General features: G+C 38.7%; 23 protein-coding genes and 1 other annotated feature. Of the genes, 22 read left to right on the top strand and 1 reads right to left on the bottom strand.

Features of this window, described 5'->3' with window-relative positions; genetic code table 11:
* Positions 1-28: 28 nt before the first annotated feature.
* The 21 genes from ftsZ to pyrE all read left to right on the top strand — a co-directional run bounded on the left by ftsZ (position 29) and on the right by pyrE (position 19,277).
* Positions 29-1,180 (top strand): cell division protein FtsZ, encoded by a 1,152-nt coding sequence (gene ftsZ / locus JOC34_RS05070; RefSeq protein ID WP_205135617.1) that lies wholly within the window; start codon positions 29-31, stop codon positions 1,178-1,180.
* Between the two features lie 281 nt (positions 1,181-1,461).
* On the top strand, positions 1,462-2,382 hold the full coding sequence (spoIIGA, locus tag JOC34_RS05065) for a sigma-E processing peptidase SpoIIGA (RefSeq protein ID WP_205135616.1): 921 nt from the start codon (positions 1,462-1,464) through the stop codon (positions 2,380-2,382).
* 15 nt (positions 2,383-2,397) lie between these two features.
* Positions 2,398-3,117 carry an RNA polymerase sporulation sigma factor SigE gene (gene sigE, locus JOC34_RS05060; RefSeq protein ID WP_205135615.1) on the top strand — a complete coding sequence of 240 codons (720 nt, stop codon included), beginning with the start codon at positions 2,398-2,400 and terminating at the stop codon, positions 3,115-3,117.
* A 125-nt stretch (positions 3,118-3,242) separates the two neighbouring features.
* Positions 3,243-4,025 (top strand): RNA polymerase sporulation sigma factor SigG, encoded by a 783-nt coding sequence (gene sigG, locus JOC34_RS05055; protein ID WP_205135614.1) that lies wholly within the window; start codon positions 3,243-3,245, stop codon positions 4,023-4,025.
* Between the two features lie 279 nt (positions 4,026-4,304).
* Positions 4,305-4,577, top strand: a complete 273-nt coding sequence (locus tag JOC34_RS05050; RefSeq protein WP_205135613.1) for a YlmC/YmxH family sporulation protein — start codon at positions 4,305-4,307, stop codon at positions 4,575-4,577.
* A 55-nt stretch (positions 4,578-4,632) separates the two neighbouring features.
* Complete coding sequence (gene pgeF / locus JOC34_RS05045; protein WP_205135612.1) at positions 4,633-5,442, top strand: peptidoglycan editing factor PgeF; 810 nt, start codon at positions 4,633-4,635, stop codon at positions 5,440-5,442.
* Between the two features lie 27 nt (positions 5,443-5,469).
* Entirely contained in the window at positions 5,470-6,138 is a 669-nt protein-coding gene (locus JOC34_RS05040; protein WP_205135611.1) for a YggS family pyridoxal phosphate-dependent enzyme, read from the top strand.
* A 33-nt stretch (positions 6,139-6,171) separates the two neighbouring features.
* Complete coding sequence (locus tag JOC34_RS05035) at positions 6,172-6,609, top strand: cell division protein SepF (RefSeq protein WP_205135610.1); 438 nt, start codon at positions 6,172-6,174, stop codon at positions 6,607-6,609.
* A gap of 8 nt (positions 6,610-6,617) precedes the next feature.
* Positions 6,618-6,884 (top strand): YggT family protein, encoded by a 267-nt coding sequence (locus JOC34_RS05030; RefSeq protein WP_205135609.1) that lies wholly within the window; start codon positions 6,618-6,620, stop codon positions 6,882-6,884.
* A gap of 11 nt (positions 6,885-6,895) precedes the next feature.
* Positions 6,896-7,672 (top strand): YlmH family RNA-binding protein, encoded by a 777-nt coding sequence (locus JOC34_RS05025; protein WP_205135608.1) that lies wholly within the window; start codon positions 6,896-6,898, stop codon positions 7,670-7,672.
* 79 nt (positions 7,673-7,751) lie between these two features.
* Entirely contained in the window at positions 7,752-8,255 is a 504-nt protein-coding gene (locus JOC34_RS05020; protein ID WP_205135607.1) for a DivIVA domain-containing protein, read from the top strand.
* A 60-nt stretch (positions 8,256-8,315) separates the two neighbouring features.
* Positions 8,316-8,537, top strand: a binding site (T-box leader).
* Between the two features lie 366 nt (positions 8,538-8,903).
* A complete protein-coding gene (gene ileS / locus JOC34_RS05015) occupies positions 8,904-11,660 on the top strand; it encodes an isoleucine--tRNA ligase (protein ID WP_205135606.1) in 2,757 nt (918 codons plus the stop codon).
* Positions 11,661-11,790: 130 nt separating this feature from the next.
* Positions 11,791-12,261, top strand: a complete 471-nt coding sequence (lspA, locus tag JOC34_RS05010) for a signal peptidase II (protein WP_205135605.1) — start codon at positions 11,791-11,793, stop codon at positions 12,259-12,261.
* On the top strand, positions 12,258-13,169 hold the full coding sequence (locus tag JOC34_RS05005; protein ID WP_205135604.1) for an RluA family pseudouridine synthase: 912 nt from the start codon (positions 12,258-12,260) through the stop codon (positions 13,167-13,169). Before lspA ends, JOC34_RS05005 begins: the two co-directional genes overlap by 4 nt.
* Before the next feature lie 226 nt (positions 13,170-13,395).
* A complete protein-coding gene (gene pyrR, locus JOC34_RS05000) occupies positions 13,396-13,938 on the top strand; it encodes a bifunctional pyr operon transcriptional regulator/uracil phosphoribosyltransferase PyrR (RefSeq protein ID WP_205135603.1) in 543 nt (180 codons plus the stop codon).
* 164 nt (positions 13,939-14,102) lie between these two features.
* Positions 14,103-15,047, top strand: coding sequence for an aspartate carbamoyltransferase catalytic subunit (locus JOC34_RS04995; RefSeq protein ID WP_205135602.1), 945 nt, complete (start codon positions 14,103-14,105; stop codon positions 15,045-15,047).
* Positions 14,986-16,269 (top strand): dihydroorotase, encoded by a 1,284-nt coding sequence (locus tag JOC34_RS04990; protein ID WP_205135601.1) that lies wholly within the window; start codon positions 14,986-14,988, stop codon positions 16,267-16,269. Before JOC34_RS04995 ends, JOC34_RS04990 begins: the two co-directional genes overlap by 62 nt.
* 29 nt (positions 16,270-16,298) lie before the next feature.
* Entirely contained in the window at positions 16,299-17,054 is a 756-nt protein-coding gene (locus tag JOC34_RS04985; RefSeq protein ID WP_338062643.1) for a dihydroorotate dehydrogenase electron transfer subunit, read from the top strand.
* Positions 17,051-17,965 (top strand): dihydroorotate dehydrogenase, encoded by a 915-nt coding sequence (locus JOC34_RS04980; protein ID WP_205135599.1) that lies wholly within the window; start codon positions 17,051-17,053, stop codon positions 17,963-17,965. The genes JOC34_RS04985 and JOC34_RS04980 overlap by 4 nt, the downstream gene beginning before the upstream one ends.
* Positions 17,962-18,672: an orotidine-5'-phosphate decarboxylase gene (gene pyrF, locus JOC34_RS04975; RefSeq protein ID WP_205135598.1), complete on the top strand. Its 711-nt coding sequence runs from the start codon at positions 17,962-17,964 to the stop codon at positions 18,670-18,672. Before JOC34_RS04980 ends, pyrF begins: the two co-directional genes overlap by 4 nt.
* Positions 18,663-19,277 carry an orotate phosphoribosyltransferase gene (gene pyrE, locus JOC34_RS04970; protein ID WP_205135597.1) on the top strand — a complete coding sequence of 205 codons (615 nt, stop codon included), beginning with the start codon at positions 18,663-18,665 and terminating at the stop codon, positions 19,275-19,277. Before pyrF ends, pyrE begins: the two co-directional genes overlap by 10 nt.
* A 236-nt stretch (positions 19,278-19,513) precedes the next feature.
* On the opposite strand, the gene JOC34_RS04965 is transcribed toward pyrE, so the two are convergent.
* On the bottom strand, positions 19,514-20,287 hold the full coding sequence (locus tag JOC34_RS04965) for a class I SAM-dependent methyltransferase (RefSeq protein WP_205135596.1): 774 nt from the start codon (positions 20,285-20,287) through the stop codon (positions 19,514-19,516).
* Between the two features lie 329 nt (positions 20,288-20,616).
* On the opposite strand from JOC34_RS04965, the gene JOC34_RS04960 reads away from it, so the two are divergent.
* Positions 20,617-21,477: a LysR family transcriptional regulator gene (locus JOC34_RS04960; protein ID WP_205135595.1), complete on the top strand. Its 861-nt coding sequence runs from the start codon at positions 20,617-20,619 to the stop codon at positions 21,475-21,477.
* The last annotated feature ends 410 nt before the right edge of the window (positions 21,478-21,887 follow it).

Below are 21,887 nucleotides of genomic sequence, written 5' to 3'. Positions count from 1 at the left end.
TAATTTTGCATATTAGGAGGAACGAAATATGTTAGAGTTTGATACAAATATGGATGAGTTAGCGACAATAAAAGTGATTGGTGTTGGTGGTGGCGGAAATAACGCTGTTAACCGCATGATTGAGCATGGTGTAGAAGGTGTAGAATTTATTGCAGTGAACACCGATTCCCAAGCATTAAATCTATCTTTGGCAGAGGTGAAACTGCAAATTGGTGGTAAGCTCACACGTGGACTGGGTGCGGGTGCCAACCCTGAAGTAGGTAAAAAGGCAGCGGAAGAGAGTAAAGAACAGCTTGAGGACGCACTACAAGGTGCGGATATGATTTTTGTTACTGCTGGTATGGGTGGTGGCACGGGTACAGGTGCTGCACCGGTTATCGCTCAAGTTGCGAAGGACTTAGGTGCTTTAACTGTCGGTGTTGTAACACGTCCGTTTTCTTTTGAAGGGAAAAGACGATCTACCCAGGCGATTTCTGGAATTGATACATTAAAAAGCGCAGTAGACACATTAATTGTAATCCCGAATGATCGTCTACTGGAAATTGTAGATAAAAATACGCCTATGTTAGAAGCATTTCGTGAAGCTGACAATGTATTAAGACAAGGTGTACAAGGTATTTCTGATTTAATTGCTAAACCAGGTTTGATTAATGTTGACTTTGCAGATGTAAAAACAATTATGTTTGATAAAGGGTCTGCGTTAATGGGAATTGGTGTCGCAACTGGCGAAACAAGGGCAACAGAAGCTGCGAAAAAGGCAATTTCATCTCCATTATTGGAAACATCGGTTGATGGCGCACATGGTATATTAATGAATATAACCGGTGGATCATCGCTAAGCTTATATGAAGTTCAGGAAGCAGCTGACCTAGTAACTTCCGCAGCAGATAAAGAAGTGAATGTTATTTTTGGATCTGTTATCAATGAAAACTTGAAAGACGAGATCGTTGTAACTGTAATTGCAACTGGTTTTGATGAAGCACTGCAAAAGGAAAATGCACCAAAACAACGTCCGATAATCAATCATCAGCAACAGGCCGCTACAAGGGCGAATGATGAGGTGCAGCAGCCAAGGGAACCTAGGGAACCAATACAGCAGCAACAGCAACAACGTCCGAAACAGGAAGAGGATACATTAGACATCCCAACCTTCTTAAGAAATCGCAACCGTAGACGTTAAATGGAACAAATTAATAAATAAACAATATTATATAGCAAACGTGCAGTTAATAGACTGTGCGTTTGCTTTTTTATTTGTTTTCATGATTTGATTAACTCCTTATTCTCTGTTGTGCAGGCATGACAAACTTATTGGTAACTAGTTAAAAATAGTCTAAATATGCATACAAGAAGTGACAGACTTTGCCTATTGATTCGCGTATACTTTTCTTTAATCCTTAACAGCAATGAAAATAGGAATAGGGAATAAGGGGGTACTTTGTTAATGAAAGGAAGGGTATAGTGACTATTTATCTTGATGCTGTCTGGGCATTAAATCTTTTCCTTGATTTGATGCTTCTCCTGTTAACGAAGGGCTTAGCAAGAGAGGGTACCAGGAAGAGACGATTGTTATTCGGTGCGGTGGTTGCTTCCTTACTTGTACCAATTTCACTCTATTTTCCTGATAGCGCATTCACCAGTGTTCCAGGTAAATTACTATATTCCATTGTTATTATCTTCTGCGCCTTTGGGTTTGTATCGATTTATCGCATGATGAAACTACTTTCACTTTTTTATTTTACAACATTTGCAATCGGAGGTGGATTAATTGCGATTCATTTTTTATTTCAAAACCCATTTGGATTATCCATGAGTGGTGTACTTACTTTTAACAGTGGTTATGGCGATCCCGTTAGTTGGCTATTTGTATTCATTGGATTCCCTTGTGTTTGGCTGTTTACAAAATCGCGTATGGACAACCATGTTAAAGAGAAGATTCGTTATGACCAGCAGTGTCCTGTAACGATACAATTAAAGGATCAAAGCTATTCAACAACCGGATATATTGATAGCGGCAATCAACTGGTGGATCCACTAACTAAAAAACCTGTCATTATTTGTGATGAAATGTTTTTAAAACAATGGTTCTCAGACGGAGAATGGGAATCATTGCGTGCAGCACATGAAAATCTCCAGATGGAGGAAGTGCCGGATGAGTGGGGAAATTATATTCAACTTGTTCCTTATCAAGGGGTACAGGGGAAGAGTATGTTTCTATTTGCACTCAGACCGGAAAAGCTAACCATTTACTATGAAGGACAAATTATCAGTACAAGCAATGTATTAATCGGCATTCAATTTGCTGGACTGGTCAAGGACCAAAGCTATCATTGTTTGCTTCATCCACAAATTTTAAAATTAGCAGTTGTACATTCTGCGTAAAGGAGGACTCGTAAAATGAGCACATTGAAATTGCGTTTACAATTATGGTGGTACAAACTATTAATAAAATTAGGTATAAAATCAGATGAAATCTATTATATTGGTGGCAGTGAAGCACTTCCGCCACCACTTTCCAAAAAAGAAGAACAGGAATTATTACTGTTACTTCCAAAAGGGGACAAATCTGCTAGAGCGATGTTGATTGAACGTAATTTGCGTTTGGTTGTTTACATTGCCCGGAAATTTGAAAATACGGGGATTAATATTGAAGATTTAATTAGTATTGGTACGATTGGTCTGATTAAAGCTGTAAACACTTTTAATCCGGAAAAGAAAATAAAATTGGCTACATATGCATCAAGGTGCATTGAAAATGAAATACTCATGTATCTGCGAAGAAACAATAAGACGAAATCAGAGATCTCATTTGATGAGCCTTTAAATATTGATTGGGATGGAAATGAATTGCTTTTATCCGACGTGTTAGGCACGGACAACGATATTATCACCAAAAATTTGGAAGTCAAAGTGGATAAAAGTCTGCTTAAAAGCGCGCTATCACAGCTGAATGATCGCGAGAAACAAATCATGGAATTGCGTTTTGGTTTGATTGGAAAAGAAGAAAAAACGCAAAAGGATGTAGCGGATATGCTGGGCATTTCTCAATCCTATATTTCGCGTTTAGAAAAGAAAATAATCAGGCGTCTAAAAAAAGAATTTAATAAAATGGTTTAGCCTTGATCCATCTATAAATAAGCCATTATTTTCATGTTTTCTACGAAGATAACCCTGCATAAAAAATAACCCAGGCGGAGATACTGTCCATGAACAGCATCACCAACTGGGAGGGTTGAACAATAGTGGCTAAACATAAAGTAGAGATATGTGGTGTTGATACATCAAAATTACCCGTATTAAAAAATGAAGAAATGCGTAAGTTGTTTGTTAAGATGCAGCAGGACGGAGACCTATCCGCAAGAGAGGAACTTGTAAATGGGAATTTGCGTCTTGTACTAAGTGTCATACAGCGATTTAATAATCGTGGTGAATATGTAGATGATTTATTTCAAGTCGGCTGTATCGGCTTAATGAAATCAATAGACAATTTTGATTTAGGACATAATGTTAGATTTTCCACATATGCTGTTCCTATGATCATCGGTGAGATCAGAAGATACTTAAGGGACAATAACCCGATTAGAGTTTCCCGGTCCTTACGAGATATAGCTTATAAAGCACTACAGGTCAGGGAAAAATTGATTAGCAAAACATCGAAGGAACCAACACCAATGGAGATCGCAGAGGAAATGGGGATTCCCCATTCAGATATTGTGTTTGCGATGGATGCGATTCAAGATCCAGTATCCTTATTTGAACCAATTTATAACGATGGGGGCGACCCGATCTTTGTTATGGACCAAATTAGTGATGATAAAGAAGAGGACGCAAGCTGGGTCGATAAGCTTTCATTGAAGGAAGGTATGCACCAGTTGAACGGAAGAGAAAAAATGATTTTAAACAAGCGATTTTTCCAGGGCAAGACCCAAATGGAAGTAGCGGATGAAATAGGCATTTCTCAAGCGCAAGTATCCCGGCTTGAAAAAGCTGCCATCCATCAAATGAACAAACAAATGTTTGAGTAATAAAGAAAAGCTGAGCAGGTTTGTTCAGAGGCGAAAAGCATAAGCAAGAGACCGACAAGTACCGGTTTATGTACTTGAAGTGTCAATTGCTTATGTCTCGAGCCTCTAACCTGAGAAGCTAGACAAAAGAAAAGCTGAGCAGGTTTGTTCAGAGGCGAAAAGCATAAGCGAGAAGTATAGAGGCAAAAGGAACGGGTAATGAACCTGTTCCTTTTGCTTTTTTTGCATATAAATTAGCCTTCACTAGCATATATTTAAGCATAAGGTGGGGTGAATAGTATGATCATGTTATCAGAATTGCAATTAAAAGAAGTTATTATTATAGATGATGGTAGACGATTAGGACATATCTCAGATTTGGAAATCGATCCGAATACCGGTGAAATTTTGGCAATTATTATTCTTGCTAAGGAGAAGAAGGCAAATCTATTCGGAAAAATGGATGAATTAATTATTTATTGGAACCAAATCATGCGAATTGGCTCGGACGTCATACTTGTAAAAGATGTCGAGGGGCCACAATTGTATATCGAATCACAATACGGAAAGTAAAAAAATTGCTATAATATGTTAGAATGATACAAGTATACTTCTAGGAGGACTTCCAATGAGCGAACCTTTTTTACACAATCACTCATCCTATTTAAACATCGAAAAATGGCAGAAAATAAACCCTAATTTAAAAGCAGGTTTTACAACGAGAATAGGTGGAACGAGTGCGTTGCCCTTCCACTCATTAAACATGGGATTACACGTATCTGACAAAATAGAAGACGTCATCACCAACAGAAAAAGATTAGCAGAAGCACTAAATGTTTCAATGGACAATTGGGTATCCGGTGAACAGGTACATCAAACAAACATAAAAGTGGTGGGCGAAGAAGACAAAGGTAAAGGCGCCACTTCCTACCAAAGCTCAATAACCGGAACGGATGGATTGATTACCAATCAATCGGGCATACTATGCACCGCTTTTTTCGCGGATTGTGTTCCCTTGTTTTTTTTCGATCCTGTATCAGGATATATTGGGATAGCACATGCCGGGTGGAAAGGAACGGTTCAGCGAATGGCAGAAAAAATGGTCGCGCGATTTTCGCAAGTAGGTGTAAACAAGTCAGACCTGCTTGTTGTTGTTGGTCCTTGTATTTCTCAGCCTTTTTATGAAGTAAACCATGTGGTCATTGATTCTATGGATGAAAAATTTAGAGGAAAAACAGTTACCGATATGGGAAATGATCGGTATTTACTTGATTTAAAGCAACTAAATGTTGAAATCCTTTTACAATCTGGCATTTTACGTCATAATATAGATGTAACAAACTATTGCACGTTTGATCAGCAAAACTTATTTTTTTCACATCGGAGAGATAATGGTGAAACGGGTAGAATGCTAGGATTCCTAGGTTATACACCATAATTATATTGTGGAGGAGAATTGGTAATAATGAATGTATTAACAAATCTGGAACAAATTCAGTCAAATATTAGACAAGCTTGTGAAAATAGTAATCGGAATCCTGAAGAAATAACCATAATAGCAGTTACAAAATATGTTACAATAGAACGAACAGAAGAGACAATTGAGGCAGGTATTGAAAACCTTGGCGAAAATCGCCTTGAAGGCTTTGTAGAAAAGTACAATCAAATAGAAGATAAAGCGAAGTGGCATTTTATTGGAACCTTACAAACAAGAAAAGTGAAAGAAGTCATTAATAAAGTGACTGCAATTCATTCATTGGATCGTCTTTCACTTGCTAAAGAAATAAATAAGCGAGCAGAGAAAACGGTTGACTGTTTTGTACAAGTGAATGTTAGTGGAGAAGAGACGAAGCACGGACTTAACCCAGAAGCGGTCATGCCTTTTATAAAAGAGATTGCTGCCTATGAAAATGTCCGGGTGGTTGGACTAATGACTATGGCTCCGCATGTTGAAGATAAAACAGTATTAAAGGAAAACTTTAAAAAGTTAGCTCAACTGAGGGATACGATAAAACAAAAGCAATTTGAGCATGCACCATGTGAATATTTATCAATGGGAATGAGTAACGATTATGACATTGCGATTGAAGCAGGAGCGACACATATTCGAATCGGCACAAAATTAGTTGGATGATCCCAAAGTAAAAAATGAAGAGGTGAAGTAAAATTGAGTATTAAAAATAAGATTAAAAACTACTTTACGATGGATGACGAATATGAATATGAGTATGTCGATGAGGAACCTTTACCAGAACCAAAAGGAAAACAAACAGCGAAGCAAAAGAATCAAAATGTCGTTAATTTAACCAGTATGCAACAGGCAACCTCGAAAGTTGTCCTTTGTGAACCAAGAACGTATAATGAAGCACAGGAAATTGCCGATAATATTGTTAATAGACGCGCTGTTGTAATCAACCTGCAACGGGTTGAGAACAATCAAGCTAAAAGAATTGTTGATTTTCTAAGCGGTACCGTCTATGCGGTTGATGGTGATATTCAAAAACTTGGTGCGGAAACGTTTCTTTGTACACCGGATAATGTAGATGTCTCCGGAACTATATCAGAGACATTTGTAGAAGAAGAGGAATTTAATAAGGGATGGTAGGAGAATAGATGTTAGAACTTTATAGGATATTAGACATAGCTTTTCAAATATACAGTTGGGCTTTAATTGTATATATTTTCATGTCATGGTTCCCAGGAGCCCGTGAATCATCGATCGGCCTATTTTTAACAAAAATATGTGAACCATATTTAGAGCAATTCAGGAAAATTATTCCGCCACTAGGTATGATTGACTTATCTCCTATCGTAGGAATATTCGTCATTTATTTAGCTAGAACAGGATTATTAGAACTGTTTAAAATGCTATTGTTTTAAGGGAGATAAAAATGGATATTTATCAGCATTTTAGGGAAGATGAACAGCCATTTATTGATCAGGTATTATCTTGGAAAGAAATTGTGGAACAATCCTACCAGGCTAAATTAACTGACTTCCTTGATCCAAGAGAACAGCGTATTATCGACATGTTAATAGGGGAAAACAATCCGGATGTAAAGATGTATAAACATGGTGGAGGTTTGGATGCGGAAAGAGGTCGTGTCATCATCGCACCGTTTTATGAGGCAATAGAAACAAATGATTTCCAGCTAACATTACTTCAAGCTTCCTACCAGGACAAATTTATTTCCCTGGAACATCGGGATGTGATGGGTGCTTTTTTATCATTGGGCATTAAGCGGAAGAAACTTGGAGATATTTTTGTTGGGGATGGTACGATCCAAATTGTTTTGGCTGACGAAATAGCTGCTTATGTGATGGTCAATCTGACTTCCATCAAAAAGGCAACCGTTAGACTAGAAGAAGCACCTCTGTCTACGATGTTAGAAAATAAAACAAATTGGGTCGAGGCAGATAAAACGGTTTCTTCCTTACGATTGGATAACGTTTTAAAAGAAATATATCAAATGTCGAGAAAAGACGCTGGGGATCATATCAATAAAGGTCATGTAAAAGTTAACTTTAAAGTTGTTGAGGATGGAAAATTTACGGTTCAGCCTGGTGATCTACTATCTGTTCGTGGAAAAGGACGAAGCAAGCTAGTAGAAGTAAATGGGCAAACGAAAAAAGATAAATGGAGGATTACAACAGCTATATTAAAGTAATCTGCAGTTATTGCAGGACTCTGCAAAAAAATGTCGAATTGAAGAAATGAAGTATAATTTCCATGAGGAGGTGGCCGATGTGCCATTAACACCATTAGATATTCATAATAAAGAATTTACAAGAAGTCTTCGTGGCTATAACGAGGATGAAGTGAATGAGTTTTTGGATCAGATCATCAAAGATTATGAGGTTTCAATTAGAGAAAATAAAGATTTAAACGAAGAAGTGGATCAGCTAAAAGAACGACTAGGGCACTTTACAAATATTGAAGAAACATTAAATAAATCAATTCTGGTGGCCCAGGAAACGGCTGAAGAAGTAACAGGGAATGCATCGAAGGAATCAAAATTGATTATTAAAGAAGCAGAAAAGAATGCTGATCGTATTATCAATGAAGCATTAAGTAAATCACGTCGTATATCAATGGATGTAGAGGAATTGAAAAAACAAGCAAAGGTATTCCGAACTCGTCTGAAGATGCTTGTTGAAGCACAGTTGGATATGATTGGGACCGATGATTGGGAAAAATTATTTGATGAAGAAATAGGCGAAGATCTGGAGTTGCTGGAAAATAAGTCTTAGACCTTGACGTCTCCTGGAATTTTACATATAATTCATACAGATATAGTTATATTACAAATACTAAATACGTTGACAGAGACAGTATAAAGGTAGCGTGCTGCATAGTAGCGAGTCAGTGGGTGGTGAAAGCCTGACCAGCAGCACCTTTGGAAAATCACTCTGGAGTATCCATTATGAATAACAGTAATAGTGGACGGTTTATTCACGTTAAGAATATCGAGTGAATTTAAAGCATGTGTTTAAATTTATAAGGGTGGTACCGCGAGTCTTCTCGTCCCTTTTGGGATGTAGGGGGCTTTTTTGTTTATTTTTTCTTTTGTCAAAGATTGGGACTGCACCGTGGGTTCGTCCCACCGCCATACTGCTAAGGAAATACACTTCGCTAACATGGAGTTTGACAACAGTACAATATTTTTTTCACCTATTATGATGTTTGTTTGAAGCGAAGGAACGTTGACTCCTGCGGGAACAGCACGTGTCTGAAGCCCCCGCAGAGTGGTTTTCTCGAGGAGGCTGAAGCCGTGCCCGCGGAAAGCAACGGTCCGCAGCGGAAAACAACCAGTTCTTACTATTGCAGTTGTTATCAAAAACGAGAACTAAAAAGCAACAAAATTTTAAAAGCGTTTATTTTAAAGGAGGAAGTATTAAATGGATTATAAGGACACATTATTAATGCCCAAAACTGCATTTCCGATGCGCGGAAATTTACCGAATAAAGAACCAGTAAGACAGGCGCAGTGGGAAGAGATGAATATATACGAAAAGGTCCAAAAAAGGACAGAAGGAAGGCCATTATTTGTTTTACATGATGGGCCCCCATACGCAAATGGGGATTTACACATTGGCCATGCACTGAATCAAATCTTAAAGGATTTTATTACCCGCTATAAATCAATGTCTGGCTTTCATGCGCCGTATGTGCCTGGATGGGATACACATGGATTGCCAATTGAAACAGCACTCACAAAAAAGAAAAAAGTAGACCGTAAAAAAATGAGTATCGCTGAATTCAGACAAAAGTGTGCTGAATATGCAATGGGGCAAGTGAACAGTCAACGTACCCAATTTAAACAGCTGGGTGCCCGTGGGGAGTGGGATAACCCATATATCACATTAACAAAGGATTATGAAGCAGCTCAAATTAGAGTCTTTGGTGAAATGGCTAAAAAAGGCTATATTTATAAAGGTAAAAAACCTGTTTACTGGTCTCCATCCTCAGAATCAGCTTTAGCTGAAGCTGAAATTGAGTACCAGGACAAACGCTCTGCATCTATTTACGTTACATTTGAAGTCACAGACGGAAAAGATGTACTTGATGGTGGCGAAAAAATTATTATCTGGACAACAACACCTTGGACAATCCCTGCTAATTTAGGTATCACATTACATCCTGATTTAATTTATGCGGTAGTGGCAGTGAACGAGGAAAAATATGTTATTGCGAAAGATTTGCTGGAGGAAGTTTCCGAAGTGTTGGATTGGAAAGATCCACAAGTTGTAAAAACGTTTAAAGGGGAAGAAGCAGATAGAGTCATTGCTAGACATCCATTCTATGACCGTGATTCATTGATCATGCTTGGTGATCATGTAACAACAGATGCCGGGACAGGCTGTGTTCATACAGCGCCAGGACATGGTGAAGATGACTTCATTGTTGCTCGTTCTTACGGTATTGAAGCACTTTCACCTGTCGATGATAAAGGTGTCTTTACGGATGAAGCTCCTGGATTTGAGGGTATATTTTACGATAAAGCAAATCAGGCAATTACAGAGAAATTGGACGAAGTTGGTGCGTTATTGAAGCTTGGCTTTATTACGCATTCTTATCCACATGATTGGCGGACGAAGAAACCAACCATTTTCCGTGCGACTTCACAATGGTTTGCTTCGATCAAGGATTTTCGTCAAGATATTCTGGATGAAATTAAACGCGTTAATTGGTATCCGGCATGGGGGGAAACGCGTCTTTATAATATGGTTCGTGACCGTGAGGATTGGTGTATCTCACGCCAACGTTCATGGGGTGTTCCGATTCCCGTATTTTACGGGGAGGATAAAACACCGATCATTACTGATGTAACGATTGACCATGTATCCAAGCTGTTTGCAGAACACGGATCAAATATCTGGTTTGAATGGGATGCTAAAGATTTATTGCCAGAAGGATTTATATCGGAACATAGTCCAAACGGGACTTTTACAAAAGAAACGGACATTATGGATGTCTGGTTTGATTCCGGATCATCCCATCAAGCAGTACTTGCAGGGCGTCCTTACCTAAAACGTCCAGCAGATATTTATTTAGAAGGCAGTGATCAATACCGTGGATGGTTTAATTCATCACTATCTACTGCAGTTGCGGTAACTGGTGAATCACCATTTAAAACCATTATAAGTCATGGTTTTGTATTGGATGGTAATGGTAGAAAAATGAGTAAATCATTAGGAAATGTGATGGTTCCTTCTAAAGTGCAAAAGCAATGGGGGGTAGACATTTTACGCCTTTGGGTATCGTCTGTAGATTATCAAGCAGATGTACGTATTTCTCAAGAAATTTTAAAGCAAATATCGGAGGCTTACCGTAAAATCCGAAATACATTCCGGTTTATGCTTGCAAACTTAGCTGATTTTGACCCTGCAACGGATCGTGTTCCGGAAAGTGAATTAGAAGAAGTAGATCGCTATATGCTTCATCAATTAGGGGAATTGGTAGGCAATGTTCGAGAAAGCTATGATAAGTATGAGTTTTCACCAATCTTCCATGAAATTCATAATTTCTGTGCCGTTGATTTGAGTTCATTCTATTTAGATTTTGCTAAAGATGTACTTTATATCGAGGAAAAAGATAATAAACGCCGCCGTAGTATTCAAACTGGCTATTATGAAATTTTAACGACAATGGTTAAATTACTGACACCGATTATTCCACATACAACTGAAGAAATATGGGAATATATTCCAGGAGTTGAGGAAGAAAGTGTGCAATTAACGGATATTCCTGAACCGAATAAAATGGAAGACTTTACAGAGACTGTCGCAAAATGGGATCAGTTTATGAAAGTTCGTGACGATGTATTAAAAGCATTAGAAGAAGCAAGAAATGAAAAAATAATTGGGAAATCATTGGAAGCTAAAATCACCATTGTTCCCAAAGATGAAGAAACAAAAGCCGTATTAAAAAATATGGAACACTTACACCAGTATTTAATCGTTTCTGAAGCTGTTGTAACAGACAATAATGAAGAAGCCAAAGCATATAAATATGTTGATGTTGCTGTAGAAAAACATCCAGGCGAAAAATGTCAACGCTGCTGGATGGCTTCCGAAACAGTTGGAGAAGATAAAGACTATCCGGATTTATGTACACGGTGTGCCAGTGTTGTGAAAGAAAACTATACAGCATAGGCTCGTTGTACAAAAATACTCCTCTTTCATCAAAGGGGAGTATTTTTTCACTATTTTTGATATGTATTGAAAATATATGCGTTTAGGCTTAAAATTAGTAAGATGCAGAAATGGAATCGGGGGAAACGATATGTATTGGTACTATATTATCGCATTTATTGTCGTTGTTATCGATCAACTGTCCAAATGGGTCATTGTAAAAACGATGGCGTATGGAGATAGTATAACGGTGATTGAAGACTTCTTTTATATCACGTCACATCGGAACCAGGGTGCTGCCTGGGGGATTTTACAAGGGCAAATGGGATTCTTCTATATTATTACTGCTGTTGTCGTCGTAGGGATTATCTTTTACATGCAAAAGTATGCGAAGGAAAGTAAACTGCTGGCTGTATCCCTAAGTTTGATTCTTGGTGGAGCGTTGGGGAACTTTATGGACCGTTTATTCCGACAAGAAGTTGTCGACTTTTTTGACTTTATTATATTCAACTATAATTACCCGATTTTTAATGTAGCTGATTCTTCATTAGTGGTTGGTGTCATCCTCATTATTATTGCGACAATCATCGATGAAAAAAAGAAAGGAAAAGTTAAACAATGACAACATTTAATCACACAGTAACAGAAGAGCAGGAAAAAATAAGATTAGATAAATTATTAGCTGAATGCAATCCAGATCGTTCACGGTCGCAAGTTCAATTATGGATAACAAAAGGACATGTACTCGTTAACAATGAACCTGCAAAGGCAAATTACAAATGCCAGGCAGGTGACGAGGTTACATGGTCGATTCCAGCATTAGAGCCACTAAATATAGCAGCAGAAAACATTCCTTTATTGATTGTTTATGAGGACAGTGATTTACTGGTCGTTAATAAACCAAAAGGAATGGTTGTGCATCCTTCAGCAGGTCACCAGCATGGTACCCTTGTTCATGCGTTACTTTATCATTGCAATGATTTATCCGGAATTAATGGGGTAGAACGCCCCGGTATTGTTCACCGGATTGATAAGGATACAAGTGGTCTATTGGTTGTTGCGAAAAATGATTATGCACATGTTCAGTTGGCTGAACAACTGTCCATGAAAGAAGTAACACGCAAGTACGAAACGATCGTACATGGAGAGATTTCACATGAAGTAGGATTAATTGATGCGCCAATTGGCAGAGATCCAAAGGACCGACAAAAAATGGCGGTCGTTGATGGTGGCAAGTCTGCTGTTACCAATTTTAAAGTAATCAAACGATTTCCTGATTACACCCATGTGGAATGTCAATTGGAAACAGGCAGAACACACCAAATACGGGTGCATATGAGATATATTGATTTTCCAATTGTTGGGGATCTAAAGTATGGTCCGCGGAAAACGTTGGATACGGGTGGACAAGCGTTGCATGCGAAAACAATTGGATTCACACATCCAACTAAAAAAGAATGGATGGAATTCAACGCGGAAGCACCAGCATATTTCCATGAAACGTTAGCCTATATAGAAAAAATGTATTGACATTGTAGATGTAGTTTGTCATAATAAATGAAATGAATAAGACCCTTTAACATAGTCCAGAGAGGCTGAAAAGGACACGGATTAGTATACATGTAGCGATACATATACTATAGTCCCTTTTTCCTCCTGGAGAAAGGGACTTTTTTTATACCGATAGGAAAGCACAACCTTTAAAGATATCAGTATAAGTGCAATGAAGGCCTTTGAATGAGGAGTTGAATGTGAAATGAAGAAAAAAACAGTGTTGCTGGATGAAGCCGCAATTAACCGTGCGTTAACGAGAATTGCCCATGAAATCGTTGAGAAAAATAAAGGCGGAGAAAATCTGCTTTTAGTAGGTGTGAAAACCCGAGGCGTGCCACTTGCTGAGCGGTTACAGGAAAAGATTACACAAATTGAGGATATAAAGATTCCTATGGGGGAACTGGACATTACGTTATACCGTGATGATTTAGAGAAGGTGGATGATCGTGAAGAACCGCGCGTGAATGCAACAAACATTGAGGTTGACTTTACAGGTAAAAAGGTGATTCTAATCGATGATGTGCTGTATACAGGAAGAACAGTAAGGGCAGCAATGGATGCGGTGATGGATCTGGGCAGACCGTCACAAATTCAGCTTGCTGTGCTCGTAGACCGCGGACACCGGGAATTACCACTCAGAGCAGATTACGTTGGTAAAAACATACCTACATCTGAACAAGAGGTAATCGTTGTTCACTTAAATGAAATTGATAAAATTGATCAAGTATCTATCTATGAAAAGTAAATCGTGAACCTTTAAATAAATCCAGAGAGATTTACAAGGTTGCTAGGAAAAACGTGTATACAAAACTACACGTGTACCTCTTTGCAACCAATTGCAAAGAGGTTTTTTTAATACAGATGGAAAAAAAGCAAAAATAATCTATTTAAGGAAAGTAGGAGATTGTTATGCAACATTTTATTTCAGTAGATCAACTAAAACCGAAAGAGATATACGGGATTATCGAAACGGCTGAACAGTTCCGACATAAAAACCTTAAATTAAATGATCAATTATTTGCAGCGAATTTATTTTTTGAATCAAGTACAAGAACAAAAATGAGCTTCGTAGTGGCACAACGGAAATTAGGATTTGAGGTACTGGACTTCCATAAGGCATCCTCCAGTACGAATAAAGGTGAAACATTATATGATACAGCAAAAACGTTTGAAGCAATCGGCGCGAATTTATTAGTGGTTCGCCATCAAGATGACGACTGGTTCAAAGCGTTAATGGACCATATATCGATTCCAATGATTAATGGTGGAGCAGGAAAAGTAGAACACCCTACACAGTGTATGCTGGATATGCTAACAATCTATCAAGAATATGGCACTTTAAAAGATTTAAATATTGCCATCGTCGGTGATATCAAACATAGTCGTGTGGCACGTTCAAATGTGAATGCATTAAAGAAAATGGGAGCAAATGTATACCTTTGTGCCGCTCCGGGTTTTGAAGATATGACCATACAAGCACCGTATATTACGATAGATAAAGCGGTGAAAATATGTGATGTGATCATGCTGTTGCGTATTCAGCATGAAAGACATGAAGCGCAATTGGAAACAACGGAGAATTATCTTTACAATTATGGGTTAACAAAAGAACGGGAAAAACGAATGAAAAAAGATGCGATCATTTTACATCCTGCGCCAATCAATCGGGACGTTGAGATAGATACAGATTTAGTAGAATGTGAACGTTCGAGAATTTTTAAACAAATGAATAATGGGGTTTATGTAAGAATGGCAATTATGACGGAGCTACTACAAGAATGGGGGATTATCAATGAAAATTCTATTGAAAAACACAAAAATGTTATTACCTACCAACGAACCAAAAGCGTGTGAAGTATTGATTGAATCCGGGAAAATTAAACAAATAGCGACTGTGATTTCAGAAAGTGCGGATCAGGTGATTGACTGTAAAAACAATATGCTATTCCCTGGATTTATCGATGTGCATATTCATTTACGTGAACCAGGCGGAGAGCACAAAGAGACAATCAAGTCTGGAACGGAAGCAGCCGCAAGCGGTGGTTTTACAACTGTTTGTTCCATGCCGAATACTTCTCCTGTACCTGGTGATGTTGAAACCGTACAGGACCTTTTTTCGCGCATTGAAAAAGATGCAGTTGTCCGTGTGTTACCATATGCTTCCATTACAAAAGATTTAAAGGGAGAAGTATTAACGGACATCAAGGAAGTGGCCGAAACAGGTGTGTTTGCTTTTACGGATGATGGTGTTGGTATACAAACCGCTGATTATATGTTGCGGGCAATGAAAGAAGCTGCTGCGTGCGGCAAAGCGATTGTTGCCCATTGTGAAGATAATTCGATTGTTTATGGTGGTGTCGTTCACGATGGAGAGGTAAGTAAGCGCCTTGACATTCCTGGAATACCATCACTAAGTGAGTCTGTCCAAATTGCTCGCGATGTTTTACTAGCTGAAGCGGCAGGCTGTCATTATCATGTTTGTCATGTAAGCACTAAGGAATCAGTTCGTGTTATCCGCGATGCAAAAAGAGCTGGTATTCATGTGACTTCCGAAGTAACGCCTCACCATTTGTTATTAAATGAACACGATGTAAAAGCAGGTGATACGAACTTTAAGATGAATCCACCATTACGTGCGAAAGCGGATCAGCAAGCTTTGATGGATGGTCTACTTGATGGAACCATCGATTTTATCGCAACAGACCATGCCCCACACGCTGAAGATGAAAAAGCAAAAGGTTTTCTGGAATCACCATTTGGAATTGTCGGTCTGGAAACAGCTTTTCCTTTACTTTATACACATCTTGTACAAACAGGAAAAGTCACATTACAGCAATTGGTTGACTGGTTAACCATTAAGCCTGCAACGGTGTTTGGATTGCCTTACGGTGTACTGGAGGAAGGCAAGCCTGCTGACCTGACCCTTGTCAACTTAGACAAGCAATTAACAATAGATAAAAAATCCTTCTATTCAAAAGGGAAGAATATGCCTTTTCAGGACTGGGATGTGGCTGGAATACCTGTGTTAACAATTGTAGCGGGTAAGGTAGTTTATAAAGAAGGTTTGGATGGTTAAAAAAACTTTTTGGAAAAGGTAGTGCATATATAATGAAAAAAGAAACCATGCGCATTAAATCGACCAAACGAATTGCATTAGATACGGTTGAAATGGTTCTGGAAAATAACTACATGAGTCAAACAGCTGTACCCGGACAATTTTTACATTTACTTGTAAGCGGACATACGCTAAGAAGGCCGATTTCCATTGCAGATGTAAACAAGACTGAACATACGATTACAATTTTGTTTAAAATGCTTGGATCCGGAACGCATGACCTTGCATCTTATCAAGTTGGGATGACTATTGATGCTTTAGGCCCAAGCGGGAATGGCTTTCAGCTTCATAACGACAATCAGTCCACGATTCTTTTAATCGGCGGTGGGATTGGTGTTCCACCACTGTATTACCTTGGAAAAACATTAGCGCAGCTTGATATGCACATTATTTCTGTCCTTGGTTTTCAAACGAGTAAAAGTGTTTTTTATGAAGAAAAATTTCGTGCACTTGGCGAGACTTATATCGTTACGGATGATGGATCTTATGGGGATCAAGGATTTGTCACAGATGTTTTACACAGCGTAGAATCATTCGATCGTTATTACTCCTGTGGCCCTGTGCCGATGCTTCAGGCTGTTACAGCCAGTTTAAAAGATAAACCGGGCTACATTTCATTAGAGGAACGTATGGGGTGTGGGGTCGGTGCATGCTTTGCCTGTGTGATTCCTACGGATGATGCAGGTGGCTATAAAAAGATTTGTAAGGATGGTCCCGTATTTGATGCGCAGGAGGTAAGCTTATGAACAATTTAGCGGTTGATTTACCAGGATTACAGCTTAAAAACCCAATTATGCCAGCTTCCGGTTGTTTTGGGTTTGGACGTGAATATAGCGAGTTTTATGATTTAAGTAAATTAGGCGCGATCATGATGAAAGCAGCAACTGGCTCGGAGCGATTTGGAAATGCTACTCCCCGTGTAGCGGAAACGGCTTCCGGTATGTTAAATGCCATTGGTTTACAGAACCCGGGTGTTGAAAGCATCATTGAAACAGAGGTATCCTATTTAGCAAACTATGAACTGCCGATTATTGCAAATATAGCTGGAAGTTCAATAGAGGAATATGAAAAGGTTGCCGCTGCTTTTAACGAGACAGATCACGTTCACGCCTTAGAATTGAATATATCCTGTCCGAATGTAAAAGAGGGTGGCATTCAATTTGGAACAGATCCAAAAATGGCGGCGAATGTGACGGAAAGAGTGAAAAAGGCGAGCAATCTTCCTGTATATGTAAAGCTATCACCCAATGTTTCAGACATTGTAGCCATGGCTACAGCTGTAGAAGCTGCTGGAGCAGATGGACTGTCAATGATTAACACACTAACAGGCATGCAGATTCATCTACCAAGCAAACGTCCATTATTAGCCAATCAAACAGGAGGCTTATCAGGCGCTGCGATTAAGCCAGTTGCAATCAGAATGATTTATGAAGTGAAGCAACAAGTTTCAATTCCTATTATTGGTATGGGGGGCATTACTACTTCAGAAGACGTGCTGGAATTTCTGCTAGCTGGAGCAAGTGCTGTTGCTGTTGGCACGGCAAATTTTCAAAACCCATTTATTTGCCCTGAATTGATTGATGCATTACCCCATACATTAAAAAAATATGGTTTTAACACAGTGCAAGATGCTATCGGAAAGGGGATTACCGTATGAATCCATCTATCTATCTGGCTCTCGATTTTCCGGATTGGAAAGCATCAAAGGAATTTATTGCAGCAAATCAATTAATTGGTGTTCCAGTTAAAGTTGGAATGGAGCTTTTTTTCCGGGAAGGTCCACGAGTTATAGAAAAATTAAAGGAGAATAATCACCCCGTTTTTCTCGATTTAAAATTACACGATATTCCAACGACGGTAAGAAGGGCAATGAAAAATATTGCTGGACTTGGTGTGGATATTGTAAATGTCCACGCGCTTGGTGGAAGTGAAATGATCGAACAGGCAAAACTAGGACTGTTAAGTGGGTCGAAAAGTCATGAAACAAAACTGATTGCTGTCACCATTTTGACTTCCATGGGTCAAGAAACAATCAATGGTGAACTCCGTTTACCGGGAGAAGTAGAGGAAAACGCGGTCCACCTAGCAAAAGTTTCAAAGCAAAGTGGAGCGGACGGCGTTGTTTGCTCTGTTCATGAAGCAAATCAGATAAAAGCATCCTGTGGGACATCATTCCTCACTGTAACACCAGGTATTCGTTTAGCAAACTCTAATACAGATGATCAAAGACGCATTGCTACACCGTCATTTGCACGTGAAAACGGTGCTGATATACTGGTCATTGGCAGAAGTGTTACGACAGCTGCATATCCATATCAAGCATATGAACAAGCAATGAAGGAGTTGGGAACCGAATGGAATTAAGCCAAGTACTAGCAAGAGATTTATTATCCATACAAGCCGTACAAATTAATCCAAATGATTATTTCACATGGACTTCAGGCATAAAGTCCCCGATCTATTGTGATAATCGATTAACAATGTCATATCCTAAGATTCGAAATAAAATCAGTGAAGCATTTGTTCAGCTGATTGACCAAATGGAAGAAAAACCGGATGTAATCGCCGGCTGTGCAACCGCAGGGATTCCCCATGCAGCCTGGTTAGCGGAGATGTTAGATCTTCCGATGATTTATGTCCGTTCCAAACCAAAAGGGCATGGAAAAGGTAATCAGATCGAAGGAGCATTTAAAGCAGGTCAAAAAGTAGTGGTTATTGAAGATTTGATTTCGACTGGCGGCTCATCAATTGAATCTGCTCATGCATTGCAAGAGGAAGGCTTAGGTGTGCTAGGCGTGCTAGCGATCTTTACTTATGGTTTGCAAAAGTCTGAAAAAAATTTTGCAGATGCAGGAATACCTTACCAAACGATTACAGATTTTGATCTATTGGTTGATGCTTTAGTGGTGGATGGTGAAATTCAGGAAGCAGAAAAGCAACAATTAATTTCCTGGCGGGATACATTGTAATGGTACAACGAGATATGCAAAGAAACAGCTAGGATAATTGGTCTTAGCTGTTTCTTTATGTTCTTTTCGTATAGATTGTTTTTATTCAGACTTTGTCATGCGGCGGGGCGTGGTGTACTTAGTCTGCCTCAGCTCGTTCCTTGCCGGGATCTTGCCTAACTTGAGACTCGCATATTTCCTCTGCTGGTGAGTATTCATTTATAGACGCTCTGGGCGGTACGAATAACAACAATCTTTCATAAAACCTTTCCTTTATGACATAAAACCATCCACTCATCGATCGCAAAAGATTGGATCTGATCATCCTGTAATTTTACATCATAGTATTCCAGTATCTCTTTGCTCGCACGCAGTATAAAATCACTTACCTTATCATGTGCTGCTTTCGTGTCCAAGGTTCGTGTAACCCATGATTCAAAAGGTAATACCTTTTTCCTGGATTGTTGTTTTTCGATTGTTAAATGCTGTTTCTCAAGTAGCTGTTCCCACTCAGAAATTTTTAGGGAGCGGACGTGACTGTAATCACGCATCTTCTCTAAGGTGTTAATAAATTGATCTAAGGGTTTCTTGTCGGCTGCTACATTATCAATGAATAGAAATTGGCCATTAGGTTTTAAAACACGATATACTTCAGATAGAAATTGGTCCGGATGTGGGAAGTGGTGTGCTGCAATTCTGCATGTAACAATGTCAAATGTACGATCTTGAAAAGGCAATGCTTCTGCATCTGCAACTTCGAAACTGATATTCTTATATTGCTGTAAGTGTCTACTCGTATTAGTTAGCATGTCTTCTGTAATATCTGTTGCGGTTACCTCCTTGACATCATTGGCAAGTCTTTTTGCAACATGTCCCCCACCAGTCGCTATATCGAGTGCATTCATTGTAGTATCCGGTTGTAACCATTTGACCATTAAGGAAAGGTCATCCCCGTTCGCATGCGTGGTGCTCTGTACATATGCTTCTTTATTTTTTGAAAATACCTGTTTTACATATTCTTTTTCCTGCAAAGCGATTCCCTACTTTCTATTGAATTTAATGTATCGAAGTTTAGCAGACAATAAAACCCACACCTGAAAAGTTGGTAAACTGAAAATTTCATGTAGGGGATAACTGCGCGCACAAGCCCGATTGGTTTAACTAACATTCAGGGGAGAGGCAGACTAAATTTGCGACGTCACGCGTCAACGTTTGCGTTTGCATTAGCAAATCCTGTGCGTTGAAGTCCCCACTGAAATCTTTCTTTATATTATTAGCATATGCTTATTCATGCAATAAGTAAAATACTAGTATATAATCAAAGGTAATAACAATTAATTATCGATAGGGGAATGTAAATATGAAAATAGATGATTATGCATTATTGTTGAAGCTAAACGAGGTAGGGACAATTAGGGGAGCAGCCAAAGCTATTCTTATTTCCCAGCCTGCAGTAACACAGCGATTAAAATACATTGAGACCTATTTCGGGGAAAAGATCTTTATACGCACCTCTAAAAAGTTAATCGTAACCCCAAGTGGAGAGGTGATTCTAGAACACGCTAAAAAAATGCTGGAACAGGATCAGGCGATTAAAAATATGCTTGCAGAAACTAGTCAAGAGGTACAAGGTACATTGTCTATTGCTTGTTCATCAATTATCAGTCAACGGTTTCTACCATCTATTCTAGCTGAATTCACAAAGGCATATCCAAAAGTATCGATTGATCTAGTTACAGGAATAAGTGAAGATATAAAACGAAATCATAAAAATTATCATGTTTGTATTATTCGTGGAGAGAAGCTGAAAGAAAGTATTTCCGAGCGATTATTTGCTGATCCACTATACATATTTGATACGGAAGATTTTCCGAAAAATAAGCTAAAAGAACGTCCATTAATTTCCTTTAAAAGTGATGATAGTATGCATGAATTAGTAGATCATTGGCTTTATCATCATCAGGATGAAATTAAACCAGTGAAAGCGATTCGGGTAGACCAAATTGAAACATGTAGACAGTTTATGAAACAAGGCCTGGGAATGGCAGTTTTGCCTGAGAGTGTATCTGATTTCATGAAAGATGATTACCCAAATATCGCACTAAAATTGAATGGAAAAAGTGTTACAAGGGACACGTGGGTTTGTTATCAAGAGGGGATACGAAATTTACCACAGGTCGATCATTTTATTCAAGCACTAACAAATGAAACATTTATTTAATAGCTCTTTTCTCAAAAAAATGGGACTGTGCCATGGGATCGTCCCACGGAAAAACGTTGTTGTTTTTTTGGCAGATAAGAAAGTTTAAATCTTTCTTATCCAAATTTGGTTGCTTTTTAATTCTTACATTTGATAGAAACTGCTAATTAAAGGCATGTTGATTTCCGCTCCGGGCAGTCGCTTTCCGCGGGCAACGCTTCAACTTCCTCGAAAGCAAAAATCGCTTCCTGCGGGATTTTCAGCTGGGACTGCGCTAACTCGTCCCACCATAAAGACTTGTTGCTTTTCCCACTGGAGTCGACTTCCCTCCGCTCCAATCAACCATCATAAAAGTCGATAGCTAATGTTTTGATATACTTAAGTAATTAATGTGATGAAGTTACAAAACACAATATCAGCGAAGAAAATAC

Source organism: Virgibacillus halotolerans, assembly GCF_016908515.1.
In the GTDB taxonomy this organism is placed as follows: Bacteria; Bacillota; Bacilli; order Bacillales; family Amphibacillaceae; genus Virgibacillus_M; species Virgibacillus_M halotolerans.
The sequence above is the reverse complement of the archived record's forward strand: the minus strand, read 5'-3'. Positions and strand labels throughout refer to the sequence as shown.

Excerpts from the sequence above, each read along its gene's own strand:
- JOC34_RS05040 (WP_205135611.1), top strand. The coding sequence starts at position 5,470 with ATGAATGTATTAACAAATCTGGAACAAATTCAGTCAAATATTAGACAA.
- JOC34_RS04980 (WP_205135599.1), top strand. The coding sequence starts at position 17,051 with ATGAACAATTTAGCGGTTGATTTACCAGGATTACAGCTTAAAAACCCA.
- JOC34_RS04960 (WP_205135595.1), top strand. The coding sequence starts at position 20,617 with ATGAAAATAGATGATTATGCATTATTGTTGAAGCTAAACGAGGTAGGG.
- lspA (WP_205135605.1), top strand. The coding sequence starts at position 11,791 with ATGTATTGGTACTATATTATCGCATTTATTGTCGTTGTTATCGATCAA.
- JOC34_RS05050 (WP_205135613.1), top strand. The coding sequence starts at position 4,305 with ATGATCATGTTATCAGAATTGCAATTAAAAGAAGTTATTATTATAGAT.
- sigE (WP_205135615.1), top strand. The coding sequence starts at position 2,398 with ATGAGCACATTGAAATTGCGTTTACAATTATGGTGGTACAAACTATTA.
- pgeF (WP_205135612.1), top strand. The coding sequence starts at position 4,633 with ATGAGCGAACCTTTTTTACACAATCACTCATCCTATTTAAACATCGAA.
- pyrE (WP_205135597.1), top strand. The coding sequence starts at position 18,663 with ATGGAATTAAGCCAAGTACTAGCAAGAGATTTATTATCCATACAAGCC.
- pyrR (WP_205135603.1), top strand. The coding sequence starts at position 13,396 with ATGAAGAAAAAAACAGTGTTGCTGGATGAAGCCGCAATTAACCGTGCG.
- JOC34_RS05005 (WP_205135604.1), top strand. The coding sequence starts at position 12,258 with ATGACAACATTTAATCACACAGTAACAGAAGAGCAGGAAAAAATAAGA.
- ileS (WP_205135606.1), top strand. The coding sequence starts at position 8,904 with ATGGATTATAAGGACACATTATTAATGCCCAAAACTGCATTTCCGATG.
- JOC34_RS04995 (WP_205135602.1), top strand. The coding sequence starts at position 14,103 with ATGCAACATTTTATTTCAGTAGATCAACTAAAACCGAAAGAGATATAC.
- JOC34_RS05030 (WP_205135609.1), top strand. The coding sequence starts at position 6,618 with ATGTTAGAACTTTATAGGATATTAGACATAGCTTTTCAAATATACAGT.
- pyrF (WP_205135598.1), top strand. The coding sequence starts at position 17,962 with ATGAATCCATCTATCTATCTGGCTCTCGATTTTCCGGATTGGAAAGCA.
- JOC34_RS05025 (WP_205135608.1), top strand. The coding sequence starts at position 6,896 with ATGGATATTTATCAGCATTTTAGGGAAGATGAACAGCCATTTATTGAT.
- JOC34_RS04990 (WP_205135601.1), top strand. The coding sequence starts at position 14,986 with ATGAAAATTCTATTGAAAAACACAAAAATGTTATTACCTACCAACGAA.
- ftsZ (WP_205135617.1), top strand. The coding sequence starts at position 29 with ATGTTAGAGTTTGATACAAATATGGATGAGTTAGCGACAATAAAAGTG.